Source organism: Cryobacterium sp. GrIS_2_6, assembly GCF_035984545.1.
Lineage (GTDB): Bacteria > Actinomycetota > Actinomycetes > Actinomycetales > Microbacteriaceae > Cryobacterium.
In genome coordinates this window covers 1,320,247-1,343,454 of the sequence record NZ_JAXCHP010000001.1, presented here as the reverse complement: position 1 = coordinate 1,343,454, position 23,208 = coordinate 1,320,247, and the positions used below count along the sequence as shown (strand labels likewise).

The following is a 23,208-nucleotide window of genomic DNA, read 5'->3' as shown; positions in this document are numbered from 1 at the left end:
TAGAATTTGTCAGAATTCGAGCACAGCGCAAGGAGCGTCATGACCGACACCATCACAACCAGCACCGCCGCCCACGGAGTGGGCCTGAGCGAGGCCGCAGCGCTGAAGGTGCGAAGCCTGCTCGCCCAGGAGGGCCGCGAGGACCTGCGCCTCCGCGTCGCCGTCCAGCCCGGCGGCTGCTCCGGCCTCATCTACCAGCTCTACTTCGACGAGCGTGTGCTCGACGGTGACGCGCTCGTCGACTTCGACGGCGTCGAGGTCGTCGTCGACAAGATGAGCGTTCCGTACCTGGACGGGGCCTCGATCGACTTCGAGGACACCATCCAGAAGCAGGGCTTCACCATCGACAACCCCAATGCCGGCGGCAGCTGCGCCTGCGGGGACTCGTTCAGCTAGACAATCGAAGGTGATGCCGGGCGGGCCCGCCCGGCATCTTCGCGGTGGATTCTGGCAGACCGGCCCGGCATCTCGAGGCGGATTCGTTACCGGATCAGCGCCTGCGCTGCACCCCGAAGTGCATCCCGCGCAGTAGGCTGTCATTCACACAGAGGCACTTCCGATGAAGTGATGTTGAGACTCCCCGAAAGGTTACTGGTGCGCAAAAACCGCCGTCTCCGATGGGCTGCAATTCCGATCGCAGCGTCGTTGGTCATTGTTCTAGCGGGGTGCACCCAAGCCCAGCTCCACGGCTTCCTGCCCGGCTTCGTCGAGGGCGAACCGGCGGTGACGAACCAGACCGACCGCGTCGCCGGACTCTGGACGACATCCTGGATCGTGCTCCTGATCGTCGGCCTGATCACCTGGGGCCTGACAATCTGGGCCGTGATCGCCTACCGGCGCCGCAAGGGCCAGACCGGACTCCCGGTCCAGCTGCGGTACAACATGCCGATCGAGATCTTCTACACGATCGTTCCCCTCATCCTCGTCATCGGTTTCTTCGCATTCACCGCGAGGGACCAGACCGCAATCGAGGCCCGCTTCGACTCACCGGACGTGAAGATCGAGGTCATCGGCAAGCAGTGGGCCTGGGACTTCAACTACGTCAACGAAAACGTCTACTCCGCCGGCATCCAGGGCCAGCCGAACCTCGACGGGCCCAAGGGCTCTCTCGTCGAATCCGAGTTGCCGACGCTCGTCCTCCCCGTGGGCAAGAAGGTCGAACTGGCGCTCGAATCCCGCGACGTCATCCACTCCTTCTGGGTCATCGATTTCCTCTACAAGAAGGACATGATCCCGGGGAAGACAAACTACATGTCGGTCATCCCGGAGCGGATCGGCACCTACTCCGGCAAGTGCGCCGAGCTGTGCGGTGAGTACCACTCGCTCATGCTCTTCAAAGTCAAGGTCGTGTCAGAGGCCGACTACGAGGCGTACACGGCCTCGCTCAAGGCCGCGGGCAACACCGGGCAGCTCGACAACGGGTACAACCGCAACCAGAATCTTCCGGGCACGTCCGCCCCGGCGGTAGAGGAAGGTAAGTAGGCCATGACCACAACCGCACCCGCAGCACCCGCGACGCCGGCCGCCACCCGTCGTCCCATGGGCGTCGAGCGTAAGGGCAACGTCCTCGTCCGCTGGATCACCTCCACCGACCACAAGGTGATCGGGTACATGTACCTCATCACCTCGTTCGTCTACTTCTGCCTCGCCGGCGTCATGGCGCTCGTCATCCGCGCGCAGCTCTTCGAGCCCGGCCTCGAGGTCGTACAGACCAAGGAGCAGTACAACCAGCTCTTCACCATGCATGGAACGATCATGCTGCTGATGTTCGCGACGCCGTTGTTCTTCGGCTTCGCGAACTCGTTGATGCCCCTGCAGATCGGCGCTCCTGACGTCGCCTTCCCCCGCCTCAACGCCTTCTCGTTCTGGGCATTCTTCTTCGGCAGCCTGATCGCCGTCGGCGGGTTCCTGACGCCGCAGGGAGCAGCATCCTTCGGCTGGTTCGCCTACCAACCCCTCGCGAGCACGACGTTCTCACCCGGCGTCGGCGGAAACCTGTGGATGGTCGGCCTGGGACTGTCCGGGTTCGGCACGATTCTCGGCGCGGTCAACTTCATCACGACCATCATCACGATGCGCGCCCCCGGCATGACCATGTTCCGGATGCCGATCTTCACCTGGAACACGCTCGTCACTTCTCTGCTGGTCCTGATGGCTTTCCCGGTGCTCGCCGCAGCGCTCCTTGCAGCGGCCTCCGACCGCATCTTCCTCTCGCACATCTACGACCCGGCCAACGGCGGTGCGATCCTCTGGCAGCACCTGTTCTGGTTCTTCGGTCACCCGGAGGTGTACATCATCGCGCTGCCGTTCTTCGGCATCGTCTCCGAGGTGTTCCCGGTCTTCAGCCGCAAGCCGATCTTCGGGTACAAGACGCTCATCTACGCGACCATCTCGATCGCCGCCCTGTCGGTGGCGGTCTGGGCCCACCACATGTACGTGACCGGTTCGGTGCTGCTGCCGTTCTTCTCGCTCATGACGATGCTCATCGCGGTTCCGACCGGCGTGAAGATCTTCAACTGGATCGGCACGATGTGGCGGGGGTCCCTGACCTTCGAGACGCCGATGCTGTGGGCGCTCGGCTTCCTCGTCACGTTCACCTTCGGCGGGCTCACCGGTGTCATCCTCGCCTCGCCGCCGCTGGATTTCCACGTCTCGGACACGTACTTCGTCGTCGCGCACTTCCACTACGTCATCTTCGGCACCGTCGTGTTCGCCATGTTCAGCGGCTTCTACTTCTGGTGGCCCAAGTGGACGGGCAAGATGCTCAACGAGAGTCTCGGCAAGTGGCACTTCTGGTTCCTGTTCATCGGATTCCACACCACCTTTCTCGTGCAGCACTGGCTCGGAGTGGTCGGCATGCCGCGTCGCTACGCCTCGTACTCTCCGGAGGACGGCTTCACCTGGATGAACCAGCTGTCCACCATCGGGTCGATGATCCTCGCCGTCTCGATGATCCCGTTCTTCCTGAACGTGTACATCACGGCCCGCAAGGCACCGAAGGTGACGGTCAACGACCCGTGGGGCTTCGGAGCCTCCCTCGAGTGGGCGACGTCGTGCCCGCCGCCGCGACACAACTTCACGTCAATACCGCGCATCCGCTCTGAACGGCCGGCCTTCGACCTCAACCACCCTGAGGTCGCCATGCCAATCGGAATCGGGCCGGGCAAGGACGCCCCCGATTCCCCCGTCTACGACGCCGCAACGAACGAGGTCAAATAAATGAGGGCAAACACCAACCTCTTCTGGCTGCTCGCGGGCTTCTTCGCCCTCGTCACGGTCGCGTACATCATCTGGGGCCTCGTCGACCCGCACCAGCACAGCATCGAATGGGCGGGCACCTTCGCCCTGGCGCTGAGCTCTGTGTTTGTGAGTTTCGTCGCCTTCTACCTCTCCCGGGTGCACGGCGCCCAGGGCGGAGAGCTCCCGGAGGATCGCCTGGACGCCAACGTCGACGACGGCGATCCCGAGGTCGGCTTCTTCAGCCCGTGGAGCTGGTGGCCCATCCTCCTCGCCGCGAGTGCGGCGTTGCTGTTCCTCGGCCTCGCGGTCGGGTTCTGGATCTCGATCATCGCGGTCGGCGTCGGCGTGATCTGCCTCATCGGCTGGGTCTACGAGTACTACCGCGGTAACTTCGCGCGATAGCCGAACCCTGTTCCGCGAAAGCGGGTGAATCGTCGGTCTCAACTTCTGAGAACGACGATTCACCCGCTTTCGCGTGAACGGGGGAGAGCGGGCACGGCGCGGCGGCGGAAGCCGAGGACGTCGAAGGAGAATGTCACCGGGTTCGTGGCCGGCCAGCGGTTCGCGATCGCCTCCGTCCCCGTGTGGTGCGCTGAGGGACCCATGCCGATCAGCGAGGCAACCTCGTCCGCGCCGAGGTCGTGACGGCCGGAGACCCCGATCCGTGCCTCGAGCGCGAACCACGCGCCCAGGGCGACGCGGAGGTCTTCCGCCTTGTTCGGGGGGATGTCGAGGGCCAGTCCCGCGTCACGGAGCTCACGGAGATGGTCGTCGTGGGGCACGACGACGGCGAGGAAGCCGTCGTCCCGGAGCACACGATGGAACTCCGCAGGATTGCGGGGAGCGAAAACGTTCAGGAGTACGTCGGCGATGCCGGTCCGAACCGGAAGGTCGGTCCACACGTCGGCGACGAGCCCGTCCACGAGTGGTGGGTCTGGGAGTGTCTCGTCTGCGACGACAGCGTGTCCCGGTCGTGAGGCAGCGCGGGCGGTGGCCACAGTTCGGGCCACGGCGATGGGCGAAAGGTCCATTCCGAGGTATCCGGCGGTCGGACAGGCTTCGGTCACTCCGCGGAGGTAGTACCCGGTGCCACAGCCGATGTCGAGCACCCGAGCGGGCTGTTCCACTGCGACGAGCGTCGTGACGGCCGTGCGCAGGTCTTCGTACCAGCCTGCTTCGAGGAAGGCCTCACGCGCGTCGAGCATAGCGGCGCTGTCACCGACCACATGGCTGCGCCCGCCCAGAAGCGAAAGATAGCCGCGCCGGTTGGCGTCGAAGGAATGCCCGGACGCACATCGCAGCACGAGGCCGCCGTTCGCCGCGAGGGGCGAGAAGCAGTTCGGGCACCGAAGCCACTCCGACAGGGTCTGGAGGGACATCGATGCCCGATCTGTTCATGTTGTGTTGTGGTGAAGGTGGGACCGCTTGTTAGTGGTGGTCCCCGTGGCTCTGCTCGAGTTCTGTCGTGGTGACCGGAACGATCCGATCCTCGAAGAACCAGCGGGAGAGTCCGCCGCGCACGCGCTGGCCGGCAGTGATCCTGCCCTGGTCGTTCGGGCGGATCATCAGCGGCTTGTAGTCGGAATAGCTCACGAGCTTCCAGCGCTCGTACTCGTCGACGGGCTGGTGCACCTCGATGTACTCGCCACCGGGCAGACGCACGATCCGGCCCGATTCGTAGCCGTGCAGAACGATCTCGCGATCCTTCTTCTGAAGTGCGAGGCAGACCCGCTTGGCGACGAAGAACGCGATGAACGGGCCCACGATGGTGAGGAACTGCATCGTATGGATGACGCCCTCCATCGTCACGTGGAAGTGCGTCGCGATGATGTCCGAAGACGCCGTCGCCCAGAGAGCCGCGTAGAACGTGACGCCCGCCGCACCGATGGCGGTGCGGGTCGGGGCGTTGCGAGGACGGTCGAGGATGTGGTGCTCGCGCTTGTCTCCTGTCACCCAGGCCTCGATGAACGGGTAGATCAGCACCACGAGTATGAAGAGTCCCAGGGTGGTGAGCGGGATCAGGATATTGAACGACCAGGTACGGTCGAGCCAGACGAACTCGAGCCCCGGCGGAATCAGGCGCAGCGCGCCGTCGGCAAAGCCGATGTACCAATCGGGCTGGGTACCGGCCGAGACCGGGGAGGGGTCATAGGGGCCGTAGTTCCAGATCGGGTTGATCGTGAACAGCGAAGCCATCAACATCACTACGCCGAAGACGATGAAGAAGAACCCGCCGGCCTTGGCGGCATAGACCGGGAGGACCGGGTAGCCGACGACGTTCTTGTTCGTGCGTCCGGCACCGGGGTACTGGGTGTGCTTGTGCACGACGACGAAGAGCAGGTGCATCGCGATGAGGGCGATGATGATCGCGGGCAGCAGCAGGATGTGGAGCGAGTAGAGCCGACCCACGATCGCCTCGCCCGGGAATTCGCCGCCGAAGAGCAGGAAGGAGATCCAGGTTCCGATCAGCGGGATGCCCTTGACCATTCCGTCGATGATCCGCAGGCCGTTGCCGGAGAGCAGATCATCGGGGAGGGAATATCCGGTGAAGCCTTCTGCCATCGCGAGGATGAACAGGATGAAGCCGATGACCCAGTTGAGTTCGCGGGGTTTGCGGAACGCACCCGTGAAGTAGATCCGGAGCATGTGCAGGCCGATGGACGCCACGAACAGCAGCGCCGCCCAATGGTGCACCTGGCGCATCAGGAGGCCGCCGCGGATGTCGAAGGAGATGTTGAGCGACGAGGACATCGCCGCCGACATTTCGACACCCTTGAGCGGAACGTACGAGCCTTCGTAGTGGACGGGTGCCATCGAGGCGCTGAAGAAGAACGTCAGGAACGTCCCGGACAGCAGGATGATGACGAAGCTGTAGAGGGCAACCTCACCGAGGAGGAAGGACCAGTGGTCTGGAAAGATCTTCCGGCCGAGTTCCTTCACCGCGGTGGAGATGCTCGTGCGCTCGTCGATGTAGTTCGCCGCCGCGCCCGTGAAGCCGCCGTTGGTCTTCGTCGTCTCGACCACGCCTGTGGTCATTTTGGTGATACTCAATGCCGCTCCCAAAAACTCGGTCCGACGGGTTCAGTGAAATCGCTCTGCGCAATGAGGTAGCCCTCAGAGTCTACGGCGATGGGCAGCTGGGGGAGCGGCCGCTTGGCCGGTCCGAAGATGACCTCGCAGTGGTTCGACACGTCGAACTGTGACTGGTGGCACGGGCAGAGCAGGTGGTGGGTCTGCTGTTCGTAGAGGGCGACGGGGCAGCCGACGTGGGTGCAGATCTTGGAATACGCGACGATGCCGTCGTACGACCAGCCTGCACGCTCGGGGAGCTCGTTGAGGTCCTCGGGCTTGAGGCGCATCAGCAGCACGGCCGCCTTGGCCTTCTCTTCCAGACGACCGCTCGGAAGGTCCTGCAAACCCTCCGGAATTACGTGGAAGGCGGAGCCGAGGGTGACGTCCGAGGCCTTGATCGGTGTGCCGGTCGGGTCGATCGCCAGCCGGGTCCCTTTGGTCCACATCGTGTGGGTGAGCAGCTCGGAAGGGTTCTCGTTCATCGGACCGAGGCCGCGGAAGAGCACGACCGCGGGAAGGGGGAAGGCGATGAGCGCGCCGATCAGGCTGTTCCGGATGAGGCTGCGTCGTCCGATCCCGGATTCCTCGTTGGCTTCGGCGAAGATCTCGACGGCCCTGGCCCTGGTCTCCTCTGAGCCGCGGACGGGGTGCCGGACATCGATGCCTTCGTGGTCGCTCATCAGTGCCTTGCCCCAGTGGACGGCGCCGATGCCGATCGCAAGGAGCGCGAGGGCCAGACCGAGGCCGATGAAGAGGGTGTTCAGCCGAACGGAGCCCGGGTCGGTTTCCACGATCGGGAACGCCATGTACGCGGCGATCGCAAAAACGCTTCCGACGATCGAGACGTAGAAGAGCGTGTAGACCGTGCGCTCGGCACGGCGCTCGGCGCTCGGGTTCAGGTCGGTGACGCGGGGGCGGTGCGGCGGGAATCCGGGGTTGTCCACGGCGTCGCGCACGACAACGGCCGTGCCGGCGTTCGCGGGGTCGTGCCCGGCGCCGGAGTCAGCAGCGGTAAGGTCCTTCCCGCTGTTATCGTCCGTGGCCATTGTGCTCCTTTGTCTGCTGTGTGTCGTGCAGTTGTGTGCTGAGCAGGTGTGTCTGCTGCATGATTCTGATTCCGCGCCCTGTTCGGATGCGGGTCAGTTCGATTTTGCGGTGATCCACACCGTCAACCCGACGATCGCGCCGAGTCCGAAGATCCAGAGGAACAGTCCTTCGGAAACCGGACCGAGCGAGCCGAGGGCGTATCCGCCAGGAGACGGGTTGTTCTCGAGGTACTTGAGGTACGTGATGATGTCGCGTTTGCTCTCCGGTGAGATGTTCATGTCGTTGAAGACCGGCATGCTCTGCGGTCCCGTGATCATGGCCTCGTAGATGTGCTGGGCGGAGACGCCGTCGAGTGCGGGGGCGAACTTGCCCTCCGTGAGGGCGCCTCCGGCGCCTGCGACGTTGTGGCACATCGCGCAGTTGATGCGGAACAGCTCGGCGCCCTTCGCGGAATCGCCCTGAGCGTCGAGGTAGCGCGCATCCGGGACCGCCGGCCCGGGGGCGAGGGAGGCGACATAGGCGGCGAGGGCTGCGATCTGTTCGTCGGTGAACGAGACGGCCTTCTTCTCGGCCTGCGGACCGTCCATCTGCATGGGCATCCGGCCGGTGCCGACCTGGAAGTCGACGGACGCCGCACCGACACCGATGAGGCTGGGTCCTGATCCGGTTCCCGCGGCGCCGAGGCCGTGGCAGGTGGCGCAGTTACTCGCGAAGAGCTTCTTTCCCTCTCCGATGGTCTGCTGGGACGAGGCATCCGTCTGGGCACTCGCGGTGCTCGTGCTGAACAGCGCGTATGCGCCGCCCGTGAAGAGAAGGCCGATGGCGATCAGGGCGACACTGGCCAGTGGGCTGCGGCGGCCGGACGTGCGCACGCGGGCCGGCTTGAGGGTGTTGGTCTTGGTCATTCTGAGGTGTCCGCTCCGGATCTCTATTTGAGGACGTAAATGACGAGGAAGAGGCCGATCCAGACGACATCGACGAAGTGCCAGTAGTACGAGACGACGATGGCGCTCGTCGCCTCCTTGTGACCGAAGTTCTTGACCGCGAACCCGCGACCGATGACGAGGAGGAAGGCGATCAGGCCGGCCGTGACGTGGATGCCGTGGAACCCGGTGGTGAGGTAGAAGGCCGAGCCGTATGCGTTGCTCTGCAGCGACACGCCTTCGGAGACCAGGGTGGCGTACTCCCAGATCTGCCCGGAGACGAAGACGGCGCCGAGGGCGTACGTCAGGAAGAACCATTCCACCATGCCCCACTGGCTGGGCTTCCAGCCCGTTGAGCGGGCCTGGAGACGCTCCGCGGCGAACACGCCGAACTGGCACGTGATCGACGAGGAAACGAGGATCAGGGTGTTCACGAGTGCGTAGGGAAAATTGTGCTTCTCGGCTTCGAATTGCCAGAGTTCCGGCGATGTCGAACGAAGCGTGAAGTAGATGGCGAACAGGCCCGCGAAGAACATGACTTCGCTGCCCAGCCACACAATGGTGCCGACAGCAACGCTGTTGGGCCGATTAACCACGGGCGCTGTGGCTGAATAAGTTATCGAAGGGCTCGTCACTCGTCCATTATGGCCGATTTCGCAGCCGGGGTGCGCACCATGCGGATGCGGGTGCGTCATTTACCCAAAAGGTAACCATATTGGAACGAAAGCGCCGCTGGAGCAGATTCGGAACGCGGCAGCCGATGCGCTTAAGATCGGTTTCATGCTCGAAATCCAGTCCTGGCCCAATGTCCTCAGCGCCCTGCTCAGTGGAGAGGACCTGAGCGTCTCCGATGCGGCGTGGAGCATGGAGCAAGTGATGCAGGGGCACGCGACCCAGGCCCAGATCGCCGGGTTCCTCGTCGCCTTGCGCGCCAAGGGGGAGACTGTCGACGAGATCGTCGGCTTTCGTGACGCCATCCTCGAGCATGCCGTCGCCCTCCCGGTCAACCCGATGGCGCTCGATATCGTCGGCACCGGGGGTGATCGTTTCGGCACCGTCAATATTTCAACGATGGCTTCGATCGTGTGTGCCGGCGCGGGCGTTCCGGTGATCAAGCACGGGAACAGGGCCGCGAGTTCGGCATCGGGTGCCTCGGACGTGCTCTCGGCGCTGGGCATCGACCTGACCCTCTCCGCCGAGAAGGTCGCGGAGATCCTCGACGCGACCGGGATCACCTTCGCCTATGCGGCGGCATTCCACCCAGGATTCCGTCACGCCGGACCGGTCAGGGCAGAGCTGGGCATCCCGACGGTGTTCAACTACCTCGGCCCGCTCTGCAACCCGGCCCGTCCGGAAGCCTCCGCTGTCGGTGTCGCCGGACTCGACCGGGTACCGCTCATCGTCGGCGTTTTCCAGACCCGCGGGGCTGCCGCGCTCGTCTTCCGCGGGGATGACGGTCTCGATGAACTCACGACGACCGGTCACAGTCACGTCTGGGAGGTGTCCCGGGGCCTCGTGACCGAGCATGACATCGACCCGCGCGAGCTCGGCATCCGCCGCGCCTCGATAAGCGAACTCCTCGGCGGCGACCCGGCGCACAACGCCGAGGTCGTGCACCAGACGCTCGCCGGACAGGCGGGTGCCGTGCGGGACATCGTGCTCCTCAACGCAGCGGCCGGTCTTGTCGCCTTCGATCTCGCGAAGAATCCGGTGTCCGCGCAGTCGAGCATTCTCGACAGATTCCGCGACAAGCTGGCCGTGGCAGCGGAATCCATCGATTCAGGGGCCGCCACGGCCAAGCTCGCCGAATGGGTCGCGGCCAGCCGCGCGTAGCCCGCGTGCCCGAACCAATTCGACGGAGATTCTGGTGGGAAAGCCCTTGAGACGCGCTCCCACGTGTGTGAAACCCGGAATCTCCGTCGAATTGGTCCTTGTGCGGCGGCGAGGTGTGCGGCCTAAAGCACGTCCTCGTCGACCCAGCCGAAGGTCTTCGTGACGGCCTTCTTCCAGTTGCGCAGCTGCCGGTCGCGCTCGGCGACCGTCATCTGCGGCGTCCAGCGACTGTCCTCCTGCCAGTTGGCGCGGAGCTCGTCGAGGTCGCTCCAAAAGCCGACCGCGAGGCCGGCCGCGTATGCGGCACCGAGCGCCGTGGTCTCCGCGACGACGGGCCGGACGACGGGCACGCCGAGGATGTCGGCCTGGAACTGCATGAGCGTGTTGTTGGCGATCATGCCGCCGTCGACCTTGATCTCGGTGAGCGGGACCCCGGAGTCGGCGTTGACCGCGTCGATCACCTCCCGGGTCTGGAACGCGGTCGCCTCGAGGGCAGCCCTGGCGATGTGACCCTTGTTCACGAACCGGGTCAGCCCGACGAGGGCGCCCCGGGCGTCCGAACGCCAGTACGGCGCGAACAGCCCGGAGAACGCCGGCACGAAGTAGGCGCCGCCGTTGTCGTCGACGGACTTCGCGAGCGTCTCGACCTCTTCGGATGAACTGATCATGCCGAGGTTGTCGCGCAGCCACTGCACGAGCGCGCCGGTGACGGCGATCGACCCCTCGAGCGCGTAGTGCGTCTCGCCGTCGCCGAGCTTGTAGCCCACGGTGGTGAGGAGGCCGTTCTGGGAGTGCACGATCTCGGTGCCGGTGTTGAAGATCAGGAAGTTACCGGTGCCGTAGGTGTTCTTCGCCTCGCCTTGGTCGAACGCGGCCTGACCGAAGGTCGCTGCCTGCTGGTCGCCCAGGATGCCCGAAATCGGGGTCTCGCGCAGCAGGCTGTGTTCGCTCGCGATGCCGTAGACCTCGGAGGAAGACCGGATCTCGGGCAGCATCGACCGGGGCACGTTGAAGGCGGCGAGGATGTCGTCGTCCCATTGCAGGGTTTCGAGGTCCATGAACATTGTGCGGCTCGCGTTGGTGACGTCAGTCGCGTGCACGCCGCCCTCGAGGCCGCCGGTGAGGTTCCAGAGCACCCAGGAGTCCGTCGTCCCGAACATCAGCTCGCCGGCATCCGCCTTGGCCCGGGCGCCCTCGACGTTCTCGAGGATCCAGACGATCTTCGTGCCCGAGAAATACGTCGCCAGGGGCAGGCCGACCTGCTTCTTGAAGCGCTCGACACCACCGTCGGCGGCGAGCCGGTCGACGATGGGCTGGGTGCGGGTGTCCTGCCAGACGATCGCGTTGTAGACGGGGAGCCCGGTGGTGCGGTCCCAGACCACGGCGGTCTCACGCTGGTTGGTGATGCCGACGGCGTCGATGTCGTGCCGGGTCAGGTTCGCCTTGGACAGTGCCTGCCCGATGACCTCGCGGGTGTTGTTCCAGATCTCCATCGGGTCGTGCTCGACCCAGCCGGCGCGCGGGAAGATCTGTTCGTGCTCGAGCTGGCCGGTCGAGACGATCGACCCCGCCTTGTCGAAGATGATCGCCCGCGAACTCGTGGTGCCCTGGTCGATGGCGATGACGTATTGGGCCATGGAATACCTCCTTGTATTGTTCTGACACGTTGTGCTGAGACTGGCTGACTACTGGATGGCTGACTGACGGCCTACTGGATGACTGACTGACGGACTACTGACTGACGGACTACTGACTGAGGGACTACTGACTGGCGGTCTTCCGCTGGACATGCAGAAGCCGACCGGCCGGCCCCCGTCGGGGTCCGGTCGGTCGGCAGGCGCACTAGGTGAGAATCGGCAGGAGAGCGTACGAGGCCCATCCGGCGAGGACGCCGCCGATGACGGGTCCGACGACCGGCACCCAGGAGTACGCCCAGTCTGACGAGCCCTTGCCCTTGATCGGCAGGATGAAGTGCGCGATGCGCGGTCCCAGGTCACGGGCCGGGTTGATCGCGTACCCGGTCGGCCCACCGAGCGAGGTGCCGATCACGATGACGAGCAGGGCCACTGGCAGGGCGCCCAGGGCGGCGAGGCCGCCGGACGTGCCCTGCCGTCCGCCGCCGAAGGCGATCACGACGAAGACCAGAACGAAGGTGCCGATGATCTCGGTGACGAGGTTCCAGCCGTAGGAGCGGATGGCCGGGCCGGTCGAGAAGACGCCGAGTTTGTTCGCCGGGTTCGGTTCCTGGTCGAAGTGCTGCTTGTACGCGAGCCAGCAGAACACGGCCCCGATGATGGCGCCGAGGAACTGAGCGGCGATGTAGACGACCACCGACAGGAAGTTCACAGGGACCCCGGAGCCGAACTCGGTCGCGCCCGATGCGACGAGGCCGAGCGTCACGGCGGGGTTGAGGTGCGCACCTGAGTTGTACGCCACGATGACGCCGGAGAAGACGGCGAAACCCCACCCGATGGTGACCATCAGGAAGCCGCCGCCGAGACCTTTGTTCTTGGCCAGGGCCACGTTGGCTACGACACCGGTACCGAGGAGGACGAGCATCGCGGTGCCCACGACCTCCGACAAAAATACGACTCCAATATTGTCCACGTTGACCTTCCTAGGTAGGGCTCGAGCGCTGAACAGTCTGGTCGCGGTGAGCGACTGGCAACACCATAGCGCGCTGGAATCCCGAGCGAAATGGGCAGGTCGAGGGGTGGTTCGTCCCTTACTTCCCCGGCCACCTGCGCGTAGGTTAAGGACAGCTCCGTTTCGAATCGCACGATGCGACGCCGACCGATCATCACCATCCGACCGAAGGAAGAGTCATGAAAAAGCTCGTCAATGATCCCAAGAACGTCGTCGATGAGGCCGTGGCCGGGTTTGCAGCCGCGCACGGCGACATCGTGCGCGTATCCAGCGACCCTGCTTTCATCGTCCGCGCCGATGCCCCGGTGTCAGGCAAGGTCGGCCTGGTCAGTGGAGGCGGAAGCGGCCATGAGCCGCTGCACGGCGGATTCGTCGGCGTCGGCATGCTCGACGCCGCCGTGCCCGGAGCGGTCTTCACCTCGCCGACCCCCGATCCCATCCTCGCGGCGACGCAGGCGGTCAACGGCGGCGCAGGGGTGCTGCACATCGTGAAGAACTACACCGGGGACGTACTCAATTTCGAGACGGCCGCCGACCTGGCCCTCGCGGACGGCATCGAGGTCCGCACTGTCATCGTCAATGACGACGTCGCCGTGAAGGATTCGCTGTACACCGCCGGACGTCGCGGAGTCGCCGGGACGGTCCTCGTCGAGAAGATCGCCGGAGCTGCGGCCGAACGCGGCGACGACCTCGCCTCCGTTGCCGCCGTCGCGGAGAAGGTGATCGGGCAGGTTCGCACGATGGGCGTGGCGCTGACGCCGTGTGTCGTCCCGCACGCGGGAGAGCCGAGCTTCACCCTTGCAGAGGACGAGATCGAAATCGGCATCGGTATCCACGGCGAGCCGGGTCGGGAGCGGATCAAGCTCGAACCCGCAGACGCCATCGTCGACCGTCTCCTCGGCCCGATTCTCGAGGACATCCCGTTCGTGAGCGGGGATTCGGTGCTCCTCCTCGTGAACGGCATGGGCGGCACTCCCCAGATCGAGCTCTATATCGTCTTCCGAAGGGCCGCCGAGGTCCTTGCTGCAAAGGGGATCACCGTCACGCGCACGCTGGTCGGGAATTTCACCACGTCCCTCGAAATGCAGGGCATGTCCATCACGGTTCTCAAGCTCGATGACGAGCTCACCAGGCTCTGGGATGCGCCGGTGCAGACTGCGGCGCTACGGTGGGGACGGTAGAAGGAGATTCCGTGAATCTGAGTGTCACCTGGGCTGAAGCCTGGATCCGGCAGTGTGTGGACGTTATCGCCGACCATCGCGTGGAGTTGATCACCCTCGACAGGGACATCGGCGACGGCGACCACGGTGAGAACATGGACCGTGGTTTCCAAGCGGTGCTCGGGAAACTCGATGCGCTCCCGGCCGGCTCCGTCCCCGGCGACGTCTTCAAACTCGTTGCGACGACACTCATCTCCACGGTGGGCGGCGCCGCAGGACCGCTCTACGGAACGGCTTTCCTGAAAGCGGCCGTCGCGGTGGCTGGGAAGCCGGACCTGGACGGTGCCGCGGTCGTCGCATTGCTGGCGGCGGCACGCGACGGAATCGTACTCAGAGGCAAGGCGGAGAGCGGCGACAAGACCATGGTCGACGCCTGGACTCCCGCTGTGAACGCTGCAGCTGCCGCGGAACGCGCCGGAGCGACGCCCGTCGCCATCCTCGTCGAGGCCGCGGATGCTGCGGAGGCCGGCGCGGTTGCGACGGAGCCGCTCATCGCACGCAAGGGACGCGCGAGCTATCTCGGCGAACGCGCCATCGGGCATCGCGATCCGGGTGCCCAGTCCAGTGCCCTGCTTCTGCGTGCTGCCGCCGACACCGCTGAGCAGGTTGCGGATGAGTGAGTCGGCGCTCCCGACCCCCGTCGCACTCGTCGGCCTCGTCTTCGTGTCGCACAGCTCACTGATCGCAAAGGGTCTCGTCGATCTCGCCCGCCAGATGGCGCCGACCGTGCGGATGCTGCCGGCAGGCGGCACCGACGACGACCGGATCGGAACGAGCTTCGCCAAGGTGGCGGCGGGCATCGAGGCCGCAGAGGCAGGCAGGGGAGTCGTCGTGCTCTGCGACCTCGGCTCCGCAATCCTGACCGCGGAGTCAGCGCTCGATTTCCTCGATGACGACACTCGATCCCGGGTCGTCATCGTCGACGCACCTCTTGTCGAGGGAGCCGTCGCCGCCGCCGTCGCCGCGCAGATCGGTGGCGACCTTTCTGCCGTGGAGTCGGCGGCCCGATCGGCCAGGGCGCAGCACTCGGGTCCGCCCTCGGCCCAGGCACCCCTCCCGGCCGCAGATGCCGGGTCCGGTCAGTCGGGGGCCGACACGACGGTGGCGCGGACGGTGACCCTGATCAACGCTGACGGCCTGCACGCCCGGCCCGCCGCAGAGTTCGTGACCCTCGCCGCCACGCTCGGCGTTCCGGTCACGGTCAACGGCCGCGATGCCGCGAGCCTGCTGGCCATCATGGGTCTCGGGTTGACCCGTGGCGCACGGGTTGAACTCTCGGCAAGCGGTGCCGGCGCGGCCGCGGCGGTCGACGCCCTCGCCACGCTCCTCGAATCGGGGTTCGGGGAGGCCTGACCTCCCCGGGGAGCCAGTATCTCGGGCGGAAGTCGCCTCTCAGAAATTCGGGTCCTCAGGACCCAATTGGTTCTATGCTGGCCGCATGATCCAGGACACCACAGCGCCGTGCCCCGTGTGCGGCCATTCCATGAGTGAACACACGATCGTGCACGGCGCGCACGACACGATCCTGAACTGTCCGGTGCCCCATCCGGGCGCATGGGACAGGGACGCATTCGAACCGGTGAACGAGTTCGGCATGGTCACCCACCAGCACCCTGAGGAGGACCCGCCCGTTCCCGGCTGAATTCTCGTGCTCCGCACAAGCAACGGCTGGTCAGCGTGCGAGTTCACCAAGAATTTCTCCGGATGCCCTAGTGTCTGCAGTGCAGATCTCCTGCACAACGTCGTCCCACCTAATCCAGACGGTATCCATCGAATGAGCTCCACAGTCAAGCGTGTGATCGGGCTCGTCCTCGCGGGCGTGCTCGTCGTAGGCGTGGTCATCGTTGTGGTCGGTGGTCGCCTGTTCGGAGGAACGACAGGGATGGCTCCGGTGACCACGGACCTCGCTGTCGTCCACGGGGTCATCGGCTCGGAGAAGAAGCCGTTCTTCGACGATCCGGCCGTCCGGGCGGTCTTCGCCGAGAAGGGTTTCGACGTCGAGGTCATCACGGCGGGATCACGCCAGATCGCCACATCCGTCGACCTCACCGGCGTCGATTTCGTCTTCCCGTCCTCCGCGCCCGCCGCCGAGAAGATCCGGCGCGAAGCCGGGGCGCGCAGCGTGTACCCCCCGTTCTACTCGCCGCTCGCGATCGCGACCTTCACGCCGATCGTGACCCTCCTGCAGTCCGCGGGGATCGCGAACCAGGACGCCGCGGGCACCTGGCACCTGAACGTCGCGGAATACCTCAAGGCCGTCGCCGCGGGAACCCGCTGGAATCAGCTCCCCGGTGCGGCGGCGAGCTACAACAGCTCCCGTTCGATCCTGATCTCCAGCACGGACATCCGCCAGTCGAACTCAGCGGCCATGTACCTTGCGATCGCGTCCTACGTCGCCAACGGGAACAGCGTCATCAGCTCCGCCGACGCGGAGGCCGCCGTCATCGACCCGATGGCCGCGCTCTTCCTCGAGCAGGGCTTTTCGGCATCCTCCTCGGAGGCACCATTCGAGGACTACCTCTCCCAGGGAATCGGCTCGAAACCCCTCGTGATGGTCTACGAGGCACAGTTCCTCGGTAGGCAGATGAGCGTCACCGGCCGCAGCGCCATCACCCCTGACATGGTCCTGATGTATCCGGACCCGACTGTGCTCTCGAAACACACGGTGGTCCGGCTGTCCGAACAGGGAACCCAGGTGGGCGAACTCCTCCAGTCCGACCCCCGCCTCGCCCGGCTCGCCGCGCAGTATGGGTTCCGGCCTGCCGACCCGGCCGTGTTCACGGCAGCCCTCGCCGGCAACGGCCTCGTGGCGCCCGCAAGCCCCGTCAACGTCATCGACCCGCCGAGCTACGAGACGCTCGAGGCGATGATCACGACCATCAGCGGGCGGTACGACACCCCTCTTGCCTCACCAGACGCCAATGTCGACAAATGACCCGACGAACACCCGCCGAACGATCACCCGGAGACCAAGGAGCACCATGGCAGACTCATCCCTCGATCTGAGCACTCCCACACCGGGCGAGAGGCCGGCCGCCGCTGCGACGACAGCACCGCGCGTCGACACCGGACTTGTGCTCGTGCCGCCGAACGCTGTCCCGGACATCGGCGGCACCCAGGCCAGCGCGATGATGCCGATCAACGACGCCCGCACTGAGGAACTCTCCGGACGCGCCAGAGCCTTCGTCGCCGACCTCATCGACCGCGATCCCTCGGCCCCGGAATTCCAGAAGAAGATCTCAGACGTGGCCCAGATGGGCCGGGACGAGATCCGGGCCGCGTCCGAGGCCAGCAACCGGATGCTCCAGCGCCCGGTCGCAGCGCTTGCCGCCGCGCGCGGAAAAGGCGACGAGGCCGACGCGCAACGGCGCGTCGCCAGCACACTCGTCGAACTGCGCGGAACCATCGAAGACCTTGACCCGTCCAATGCCGACGGCGGGGTTGCCCAGTTCCTCCTGAACCTGATCCCGTTCCGGGACAAGCTCCGCAGCTATTTCGCCCGGTACGCCTCTGCACAGAGCCAGCTCAACAAGATCATCCACTCGCTTCAGAACGGCCAGGACGCCCTCCTCAAAGACAATGCGGCGGTCGAGGGGGAAAAGGTACGGCTCTGGGAGACGATGAATCGCCTGCAGGAGTACGCCCTCCTCACGAGCGCACTCGACACCCAACTCGTGGAGCAGATCGACAGAGTCAGGATGACCGACCCGGCCAGGGCCGACGCGCTCATGAGCGATCTCCTCTTCACGATCCGCCAGAAGCACCAGGACCTGCTCACCCAGCTTGCCGTGAGCGCCCAGGGCTACCTCGCCCTCGACGTCGTGCGGAAGAACAATGTCGAACTCATCAAGGGCGTCGAACGGGCAACGACGACGACCATCTCCGCCCTGCGCACGGCCGTGATCGTGGCACAGGCGCTGGCCAACCAGAAGCTCGTCCTCGACCAGATCACCGCCCTCAACACGACGACCTCGAACCTGATCGCCTCGACCTCGCAAATGCTCAAGACCCAGTCTGTTGCCATCAGCGAGCAGTCGGCATCCGCCACCATCAGCCTCGAATCGTTGGAAACGGCCTTCCAGAACATCTACGAGACCATGGATGCCCTGGACAGCTACAAGCTCAAGGCCGTCGCGACGATGGCCCAGACGGTCGACACCCTTCAGACCCGCCTGGCCGAGGCAACCGCATACCTCGAGCGAGCGCGGCCGGAAGCCCACTGAGCATGCGTCGCCTCCTGAGGAGTTGCGGCGTGGTCGCGGTCGCGGCGCTGCTGCTGGCGGGCTGCACCGTTGCGCAGCCGAACGAGCAGGACGGCTTGCCCAACGACGCCACGATTCTTAGGGTCCTTGCGGGCAGCGAGGTCAAGGACATGGCTCCGATCCTGGAGTCCGCGGCAGCGGACAAGGGAATCCGGGTGGTCTTCGACTACACCGGCACCCTCGCCGGCACGGAACTCGTTGCATCCGGTCGTGCGGCCGGCCGCTACGACGCGACGTGGTTCCCGAACAACCGATACCTGTCGCTGCTTCCCGGGGCAGCCAAGGCCGTCTCCTCGAGCGTCAAGATCATGAGCTCCCCGGTAGTCCTCGGGCTTCGGCCCGCAGTGGCGGCGCGGCTCGGCTGGGACTCCGCCCCGCCGACCTGGTCGGACCTCGCCACCGCCGCTGCCGACGGTGAATTCACGTATGGCATGACCAATCCCGCGGCCTCGAACTCTGGGTTCAGTGCCCTCGTGGCGGTCGCAACGGCTCTGTCCGGAACGGGAACCGCGCTCACCGATGCGGACGTCACTGCGGTCGGTCCTGAGCTGACCCGGTTCTTCTCCGGGCAGAAACTGACCGCCGGGTCCTCCGGCTTCCTCGCGGACAAGTTCCTCGCAGACCCCACCCTCGTCGACGGCGTCATCAATTACGAGTCCGTACTCCTCGGTCTCGACAGCACGGCTGCACCGCTCACGATCGTCCGGCCGACCGACGGGGTGGTCACGAGCGACTATCCGCTCACCCTGCTGGCCTCGGCCGACACGGGCAAGCGTCCACTCTTCGACACCCTGACGGCCTGGCTGACCACGGACGCCGTACAGAAACGAATCGTGTCGGAGACCCACCGTCGGCCAGGCGTTCCCGGGACCGACACCGGTTCGGCCTTCCCGGCCGGCATCCTTTTCGAGACTCCATTCCCGAACACACTGGACGTCGCCAATACCCTGATCGAGACCTACCTCGACACGGTGAGGGCACCCGCGCAGACGCTCTTCGTGCTCGATACCTCCGGGTCGATGGCGGGGGAGCGGCTCACCGCGCTCCAAAAGGCGCTCAAGAACCTCGCCGGGGCAGATTCCTCGACGACGGGCGGTTTTGCCGCGTTCCGCAACCGTGAGCGCGTGACCCTGATCCCGTTCAGCACCGCCCCGGATGCCCCGACGATTGTCGACGTGCCACAGGCGGACAAGACCGAGGCCCTGCAACGGATTCGCGATGTGGCGGATGGACTCTCCGCAGACGGCGGCACGGCGATCTATGCCTCGCTGGAACGGGCGTATGCCCTCGCGCGGAAGCAGAAGGCCGAACGGCCGGACACCTTCGTCTCGATCGTGCTCATGACCGATGGCGAGAACACCGACGGTGCAACGGCGAAGGACTTCGCGGACTACTACGCGGCCCAGGATGCGGATACCCGGTCCATCGCGACCTACGTCGTGCTCTTCGGCAATGGCAACGTCGACGAGCTCACGAGCGTGGCGAAGCTCACGGGCGGGCAGGCCTTCGACGCCCTGAACGGCGACCTGTCGAGCGCATTCCAGGACATTCGTGGGTACCAGTAGCGTGTCGCGGTGGCTCGCCTCCACGAAGAACATCGTGGGCTCGGTACTGGGCATCGCGACCCTCGGCGCGCACGTCGCCGTCGGCCTCGGTCCGCTGTGGCCCGTTGTCGTCGTCGCGATGTACGCGGTCGGCGCGCTCGGCGCCCCGCGCGACAGGGTCGACCTGCGGCCGGGACCACTGCATGGAAACGGGGGCGTGGCGTCAGCCGCGGACCTTGCTGCCCAGTTGGCCGTGCTGAGGAGATCGATGACGGCGGAGAACCGCCGCCTGCCGGACGAAGCGACCTCAAGGCTCGCCCGAATCCTGGATGCCCTCGATCAGGTCATCGCCCGCTGGACGGACCTGAACGAAGCGGCCGATCAGGCTCACACGGTCGAGCAGATGATCCTCGACTACCTGCCCACGTCGATCCAGCGGTTCCTGAACCTGCCGCGGAGCTTTGCGATCGCGAGCCGGGTCGGCGGGAAGAAGACGGCTCAGGACGAACTGATCGAGCAGTTGGACATCCTCGAGACGGAGAGCGATAGCATCCGCACCGCGCTGTACGCCAAAGACCTCGCGGCGCTCGAAGACCAGAGTCGTTTCTTGCGCGAGAAATTCGGCCGATCCGAACTGGACCTCTAATTCAGGCGAGCCCGGGCAGGGGGACCGGCGGCGCCGGTGCGACGGGGGCCGCTGGGCGATAGGTCGCGATGATGACACCCGTGCTCGTCGTCGTGCTGTCGATGAGGTCGAGGGATGCCGAGGGGCCACCGTCCGGGAAGAGGCGTCGACCGGTGCCGAGCACCAACGGGTGGATCAGGAGCGTGTACTGGTCGATCAGGCCCCAGCGCATCAGCGCACGCACGAGCTCGCCACTGCCGAGGATCACGATGTCCTTGCCGGGCTGCTGGCGCAGTTCCGCGACGGTCGTCGTCGCTTCACCGCTCAGCAGGATCGAGTTGTTCCAGGTCAGGGGGCCGGGGAGGGTCATTGACGCCACGTACTTCGGGATGTTGTTGATCACCTCGGTATACGGGTTCTCCAGGGTCATCGCCGGCCAGATCGAGGCGAAATCCGCGTACGTCTTGCGTCCGAAGAGCAGGGCGCCGGCATCGCCGATTCCCGCGGCCATGACGCTGCCCATCACCGAGTCGGCATAGGGCTGAGCCCAGCCGCCGAGGTCGAAGCCGTCCCGGCGATCCTCGTTCGCCCGGCCGGGCGCCTGCATCACGCCATCGAGGGTCACACTGTTGGTGACCACGATTCTGCTCATCGAAATCCTTTCCTCCGTCTGCAAACTTACTGCCCGATGCCGAATCTCCTAATTCGCGGGACAACACATGCCGCCTTGATCCAGACCGTCCTCCAATCTCTTGACAAAAAATATTGTCGGTGGAAGGCTGGTCGCATGCTTGAAGTCGCCGTCATCGACACCGCCGGAGCGGCGGCCGCGTCACTCGAGCCCACGCGTAGCCGATTGCTCGCCGCGCTCGGCGAACCCGGTTCGGCTACGACGCTGGCGGCCAGGCTCGGCCTGCCGCGCCAGAAGGTCAACTATCACTTGCGCGAACTGGAACGCCACGGTCTCATCGAACTCGTCGCCGAGCGCCGCAAGGGGAACATGACCGAGCGGGTGATGCGGGCGACGGCACAGTCATTCGTGATCTCGCCATCCGCGCTCGGGGGAGTGGCTCCCGATCCGCGGCGTGGCGTGAATGAATTCTCTGCGCGCTGGATGCTCGCGGTTGCCGCCCGGCTCGTTCAGGAGGTCGGCACCCTGCTCGACCGGGCGGCGCGCGCGCACCGCCCCGTCGCGACGTTCACGATCGACAGCGAACTGCGCTTCGCATCTGCGGCCGATCGCGCCGATTTCAGCGCCGAACTCGCCCTCAGGATCGCAGAGCTCGTCGCGCGTTATGACGCGCCACATGCCCCCGGTGGCCGCGCCCACCGGCTCGTCGTCGCGCTGCACCCGAGCATCACCAGGAACCCGGAAGAACCGCGTACACCTGCAGACAGGGGGAACTGAAATGAGCAAGGACTTCGAGATCGTCGTCGAGGGGGAGTTCCCCGGCGATCCTGAGCAGATGTGGGACGCCATCACCCAGAACACGGCGGCGTGGCTGTTCCCGACGGACGACATGCCCGGGGTCGACCTCGTCTCGGAGCGCCCAACCCATCACGTGAATCGGATGGAGGGACCCGACGGCTGGTTCAACCAGCTCGAACAGGTCATCGAACCGCGTCCGGGTGGGCATTCCTTCCTCCGCTGCGTGCACAGCGGCGTCATCTAGGACGACTGGGACAACCAGTACGACAGCGCGAGCAAGCACACCGTGTTCTACCTGCACACCCTGTCCGAGTACCTCGAGCACTTCGCCGGCCGCAGTGCCGTCTTCGCCGATGTCCAGGGCCCTGAGGCCTCTGGCGGGCCAGAGGGATTCGAGACGCTCCGGGGCGCACTCGGTTTGACTCCCGCGTCGGCCGTGGGGGAGACCGTCACCGTCGCCCTGCCCGGAGTTCCGGCTGGAACGGCAAGCGTCGACTGGAACGCCGAGCACTTCATCGGCCTCCGCACGGCCGACGCTCTCTACCGATTCTTCGGTCGGAACGCCTTCGGTGCTGTCGTCGGGCTGACCGTGCACCGGTTCGGCAACATCGGGAGCGCAGGCCTTCCCGAGGACTGGAAGACCTGGCTCGACGCCCTGTATGGCTGACGCCGGTCGGGAAATCACGTCCTGGGAAGTCGGACCTCTGGAAACCGTGTCCCTCGCGCGCTACCGTGGCAGCATGAGCGCAATGGACCTGGCCACCCTCCGCCGCTTGGCCGCGGAGGGCAATGAAGAGGCCGTGAACCGGCTCGCTGAACTCGCGGCGACGCGCGACGACCTGGCCGAACTGCGCGAGCTGGTGGATTCCGGCAACGAACTCGCCGGCGAGAAGCTCGCGCAGCTCGCAGGGGAGCGCGGCGACATCGACGAGTTGCGCCGCCTGGTCGGCGCCGGAAACGAACTGGCGGCAGACAAGCTGGCCCAGTTCGCCGCGGCGCGGGAGGACATCGACGAACTCAGCCGTCTCGCCGACGAGGGTAACGAGGTCGCCGCGACACTCCTGACGCAGCTCATCCGTGGAACCGGGTAGGGGAGCGAACCATGGCAGTGACGGGTATCGGCGGGCTGTTCCTCCGAAGGCGACTATTTCTCAGAGAAACGATCGTTCATGCTCAACCTTCGTGTGACGGAACTCGATGGGCTCACCGCACGGCTCACGGCAGCGAGGAGCCCACGTCGAGCGTCGAACCGAGTGGGATACCACCGACTACGGCCGCTTCGCCCGCATCCACGATCCCGAGGAACTCCCGATCGAGCTCTGGGAGCCTCCGGCCTGACGTGGCTGCCACAACTCAAAACTGACATA

Annotated in this window: 26 protein-coding genes; 18 read left to right on the top strand and 8 right to left on the bottom strand. The window is 65.5% G+C overall.

Going from position 1 to position 23,208, the window contains the following annotated elements; translation table 11 throughout:
* Positions 1 to 39: 39 nt before the first annotated feature.
* From erpA to RCH22_RS06775, 4 genes are all read left to right on the top strand, one after another.
* Positions 40 to 396: an iron-sulfur cluster insertion protein ErpA gene (gene erpA, locus RCH22_RS06790; RefSeq protein WP_134446531.1), complete on the top strand. Its 357-nt coding sequence runs from the start codon at positions 40 to 42 to the stop codon at positions 394 to 396.
* A 198-nt stretch (positions 397 to 594) separates the two neighbouring features.
* A complete protein-coding gene (gene coxB / locus RCH22_RS06785; protein WP_327013302.1) occupies positions 595 to 1,482 on the top strand; it encodes a cytochrome c oxidase subunit II in 888 nt (295 codons plus the stop codon).
* A gap of 57 nt (positions 1,483 to 1,539) precedes the next feature.
* Positions 1,540 to 3,219, top strand: a complete 1,680-nt coding sequence (gene ctaD / locus RCH22_RS06780; RefSeq protein ID WP_327015469.1) for a cytochrome c oxidase subunit I — start codon at positions 1,540 to 1,542, stop codon at positions 3,217 to 3,219.
* Positions 3,220 to 3,642 carry a cytochrome c oxidase subunit 4 gene (locus RCH22_RS06775; RefSeq protein WP_327013301.1) on the top strand — a complete coding sequence of 141 codons (423 nt, stop codon included), beginning with the start codon at positions 3,220 to 3,222 and terminating at the stop codon, positions 3,640 to 3,642. It abuts the gene before it with no gap.
* A gap of 59 nt (positions 3,643 to 3,701) precedes the next feature.
* On the opposite strand, the gene RCH22_RS06770 is transcribed toward RCH22_RS06775, so the two are convergent.
* From RCH22_RS06770 to RCH22_RS06750, 5 genes are all read right to left on the bottom strand, one after another.
* Positions 3,702 to 4,619: a methyltransferase gene (locus RCH22_RS06770; RefSeq protein WP_327013300.1), complete on the bottom strand. Its 918-nt coding sequence runs from the start codon at positions 4,617 to 4,619 to the stop codon at positions 3,702 to 3,704.
* Between the two features lie 49 nt (positions 4,620 to 4,668).
* Positions 4,669 to 6,276 carry a ubiquinol-cytochrome c reductase cytochrome b subunit gene (locus RCH22_RS06765; RefSeq protein WP_327013299.1) on the bottom strand — a complete coding sequence of 536 codons (1,608 nt, stop codon included), beginning with the start codon at positions 6,274 to 6,276 and terminating at the stop codon, positions 4,669 to 4,671.
* Between the two features lie 11 nt (positions 6,277 to 6,287).
* Positions 6,288 to 7,358 carry a Rieske 2Fe-2S domain-containing protein gene (locus tag RCH22_RS06760; RefSeq protein ID WP_327013298.1) on the bottom strand — a complete coding sequence of 357 codons (1,071 nt, stop codon included), beginning with the start codon at positions 7,356 to 7,358 and terminating at the stop codon, positions 6,288 to 6,290.
* Between the two features lie 93 nt (positions 7,359 to 7,451).
* A complete protein-coding gene (locus tag RCH22_RS06755; RefSeq protein WP_327013297.1) occupies positions 7,452 to 8,264 on the bottom strand; it encodes a cytochrome c in 813 nt (270 codons plus the stop codon).
* A 23-nt stretch (positions 8,265 to 8,287) separates the two neighbouring features.
* Positions 8,288 to 8,977: a heme-copper oxidase subunit III gene (locus RCH22_RS06750; protein WP_327013296.1), complete on the bottom strand. Its 690-nt coding sequence runs from the start codon at positions 8,975 to 8,977 to the stop codon at positions 8,288 to 8,290.
* An 85-nt stretch (positions 8,978 to 9,062) separates the two neighbouring features.
* Between RCH22_RS06750 and trpD the strand changes: the two genes are divergently transcribed.
* A complete protein-coding gene (gene trpD, locus RCH22_RS06745) occupies positions 9,063 to 10,115 on the top strand; it encodes an anthranilate phosphoribosyltransferase (RefSeq protein ID WP_327013295.1) in 1,053 nt (350 codons plus the stop codon).
* Positions 10,116 to 10,237: 122 nt separating this feature from the next.
* On the opposite strand, the gene glpK is transcribed toward trpD, so the two are convergent.
* Entirely contained in the window at positions 10,238 to 11,752 is a 1,515-nt protein-coding gene (glpK, locus tag RCH22_RS06740; protein WP_327013294.1) for a glycerol kinase GlpK, read from the bottom strand.
* Positions 11,753 to 11,957: 205 nt separating this feature from the next.
* The gene (locus tag RCH22_RS06735) at positions 11,958 to 12,722 is read right to left on the bottom strand and encodes an MIP/aquaporin family protein (RefSeq protein ID WP_327013293.1); all 765 of its coding nucleotides are present in this window, start codon (positions 12,720 to 12,722) and stop codon (positions 11,958 to 11,960) included.
* A gap of 218 nt (positions 12,723 to 12,940) precedes the next feature.
* Here RCH22_RS06735 and dhaK point away from each other — a divergent pair, with 218 nt between their 5' ends.
* The 8 genes from dhaK (at position 12,941) to RCH22_RS06695 (ending at position 20,433) form a co-directional block, all read left to right on the top strand.
* Complete coding sequence (gene dhaK / locus RCH22_RS06730; RefSeq protein ID WP_327013292.1) at positions 12,941 to 13,942, top strand: dihydroxyacetone kinase subunit DhaK; 1,002 nt, start codon at positions 12,941 to 12,943, stop codon at positions 13,940 to 13,942.
* 11 nt (positions 13,943 to 13,953) lie between these two features.
* Positions 13,954 to 14,601 carry a dihydroxyacetone kinase subunit DhaL gene (gene dhaL, locus RCH22_RS06725; RefSeq protein ID WP_327013291.1) on the top strand — a complete coding sequence of 216 codons (648 nt, stop codon included), beginning with the start codon at positions 13,954 to 13,956 and terminating at the stop codon, positions 14,599 to 14,601.
* Entirely contained in the window at positions 14,594 to 15,334 is a 741-nt protein-coding gene (gene dhaM / locus RCH22_RS06720; RefSeq protein WP_327013290.1) for a dihydroxyacetone kinase phosphoryl donor subunit DhaM, read from the top strand. The genes dhaL and dhaM overlap by 8 nt, the downstream gene beginning before the upstream one ends.
* Before the next feature lie 130 nt (positions 15,335 to 15,464).
* Positions 15,465 to 15,623, top strand: coding sequence for a hypothetical protein (locus RCH22_RS06715; protein WP_327013289.1), 159 nt, complete (start codon positions 15,465 to 15,467; stop codon positions 15,621 to 15,623).
* 132 nt (positions 15,624 to 15,755) lie between these two features.
* Positions 15,756 to 16,916, top strand: coding sequence for a hypothetical protein (locus tag RCH22_RS06710; RefSeq protein ID WP_327013288.1), 1,161 nt, complete (start codon positions 15,756 to 15,758; stop codon positions 16,914 to 16,916).
* A gap of 46 nt (positions 16,917 to 16,962) precedes the next feature.
* Positions 16,963 to 18,204, top strand: a complete 1,242-nt coding sequence (locus RCH22_RS06705) for a toxic anion resistance protein (RefSeq protein ID WP_327013287.1) — start codon at positions 16,963 to 16,965, stop codon at positions 18,202 to 18,204.
* A 29-nt stretch (positions 18,205 to 18,233) separates the two neighbouring features.
* Positions 18,234 to 19,808: a VWA domain-containing protein gene (locus tag RCH22_RS06700; RefSeq protein WP_327013286.1), complete on the top strand. Its 1,575-nt coding sequence runs from the start codon at positions 18,234 to 18,236 to the stop codon at positions 19,806 to 19,808.
* Positions 19,795 to 20,433 carry a hypothetical protein gene (locus RCH22_RS06695; RefSeq protein ID WP_327013285.1) on the top strand — a complete coding sequence of 213 codons (639 nt, stop codon included), beginning with the start codon at positions 19,795 to 19,797 and terminating at the stop codon, positions 20,431 to 20,433. Before RCH22_RS06700 ends, RCH22_RS06695 begins: the two co-directional genes overlap by 14 nt.
* 1 nt (position 20,434) lies before the next feature.
* Here the strand turns inward: RCH22_RS06695 and RCH22_RS06690 are convergent, their stop codons facing one another.
* Positions 20,435 to 21,064, bottom strand: a complete 630-nt coding sequence (locus RCH22_RS06690) for a dihydrofolate reductase family protein (protein ID WP_327013284.1) — start codon at positions 21,062 to 21,064, stop codon at positions 20,435 to 20,437.
* A 135-nt stretch (positions 21,065 to 21,199) separates the two neighbouring features.
* Here RCH22_RS06690 and RCH22_RS06685 point away from each other — a divergent pair, with 135 nt between their 5' ends.
* The 5 genes from RCH22_RS06685 (at position 21,200) to RCH22_RS06665 (ending at position 23,179) form a co-directional block, all read left to right on the top strand.
* Complete coding sequence (locus RCH22_RS06685) at positions 21,200 to 21,820, top strand: helix-turn-helix domain-containing protein (RefSeq protein ID WP_327013283.1); 621 nt, start codon at positions 21,200 to 21,202, stop codon at positions 21,818 to 21,820.
* Position 21,821: 1 nt separating this feature from the next.
* A complete protein-coding gene (locus tag RCH22_RS06680) occupies positions 21,822 to 22,085 on the top strand; it encodes a hypothetical protein (RefSeq protein WP_327013282.1) in 264 nt (87 codons plus the stop codon).
* 42 nt (positions 22,086 to 22,127) lie between these two features.
* A complete protein-coding gene (locus RCH22_RS06675; RefSeq protein ID WP_327013281.1) occupies positions 22,128 to 22,508 on the top strand; it encodes a hypothetical protein in 381 nt (126 codons plus the stop codon).
* A 73-nt stretch (positions 22,509 to 22,581) separates the two neighbouring features.
* Complete coding sequence (locus RCH22_RS06670) at positions 22,582 to 22,932, top strand: hypothetical protein (RefSeq protein ID WP_327013280.1); 351 nt, start codon at positions 22,582 to 22,584, stop codon at positions 22,930 to 22,932.
* 106 nt (positions 22,933 to 23,038) lie between these two features.
* Entirely contained in the window at positions 23,039 to 23,179 is a 141-nt protein-coding gene (locus RCH22_RS06665; RefSeq protein WP_327013279.1) for a hypothetical protein, read from the top strand.
* Positions 23,180 to 23,208 lie beyond the last annotated feature (29 nt).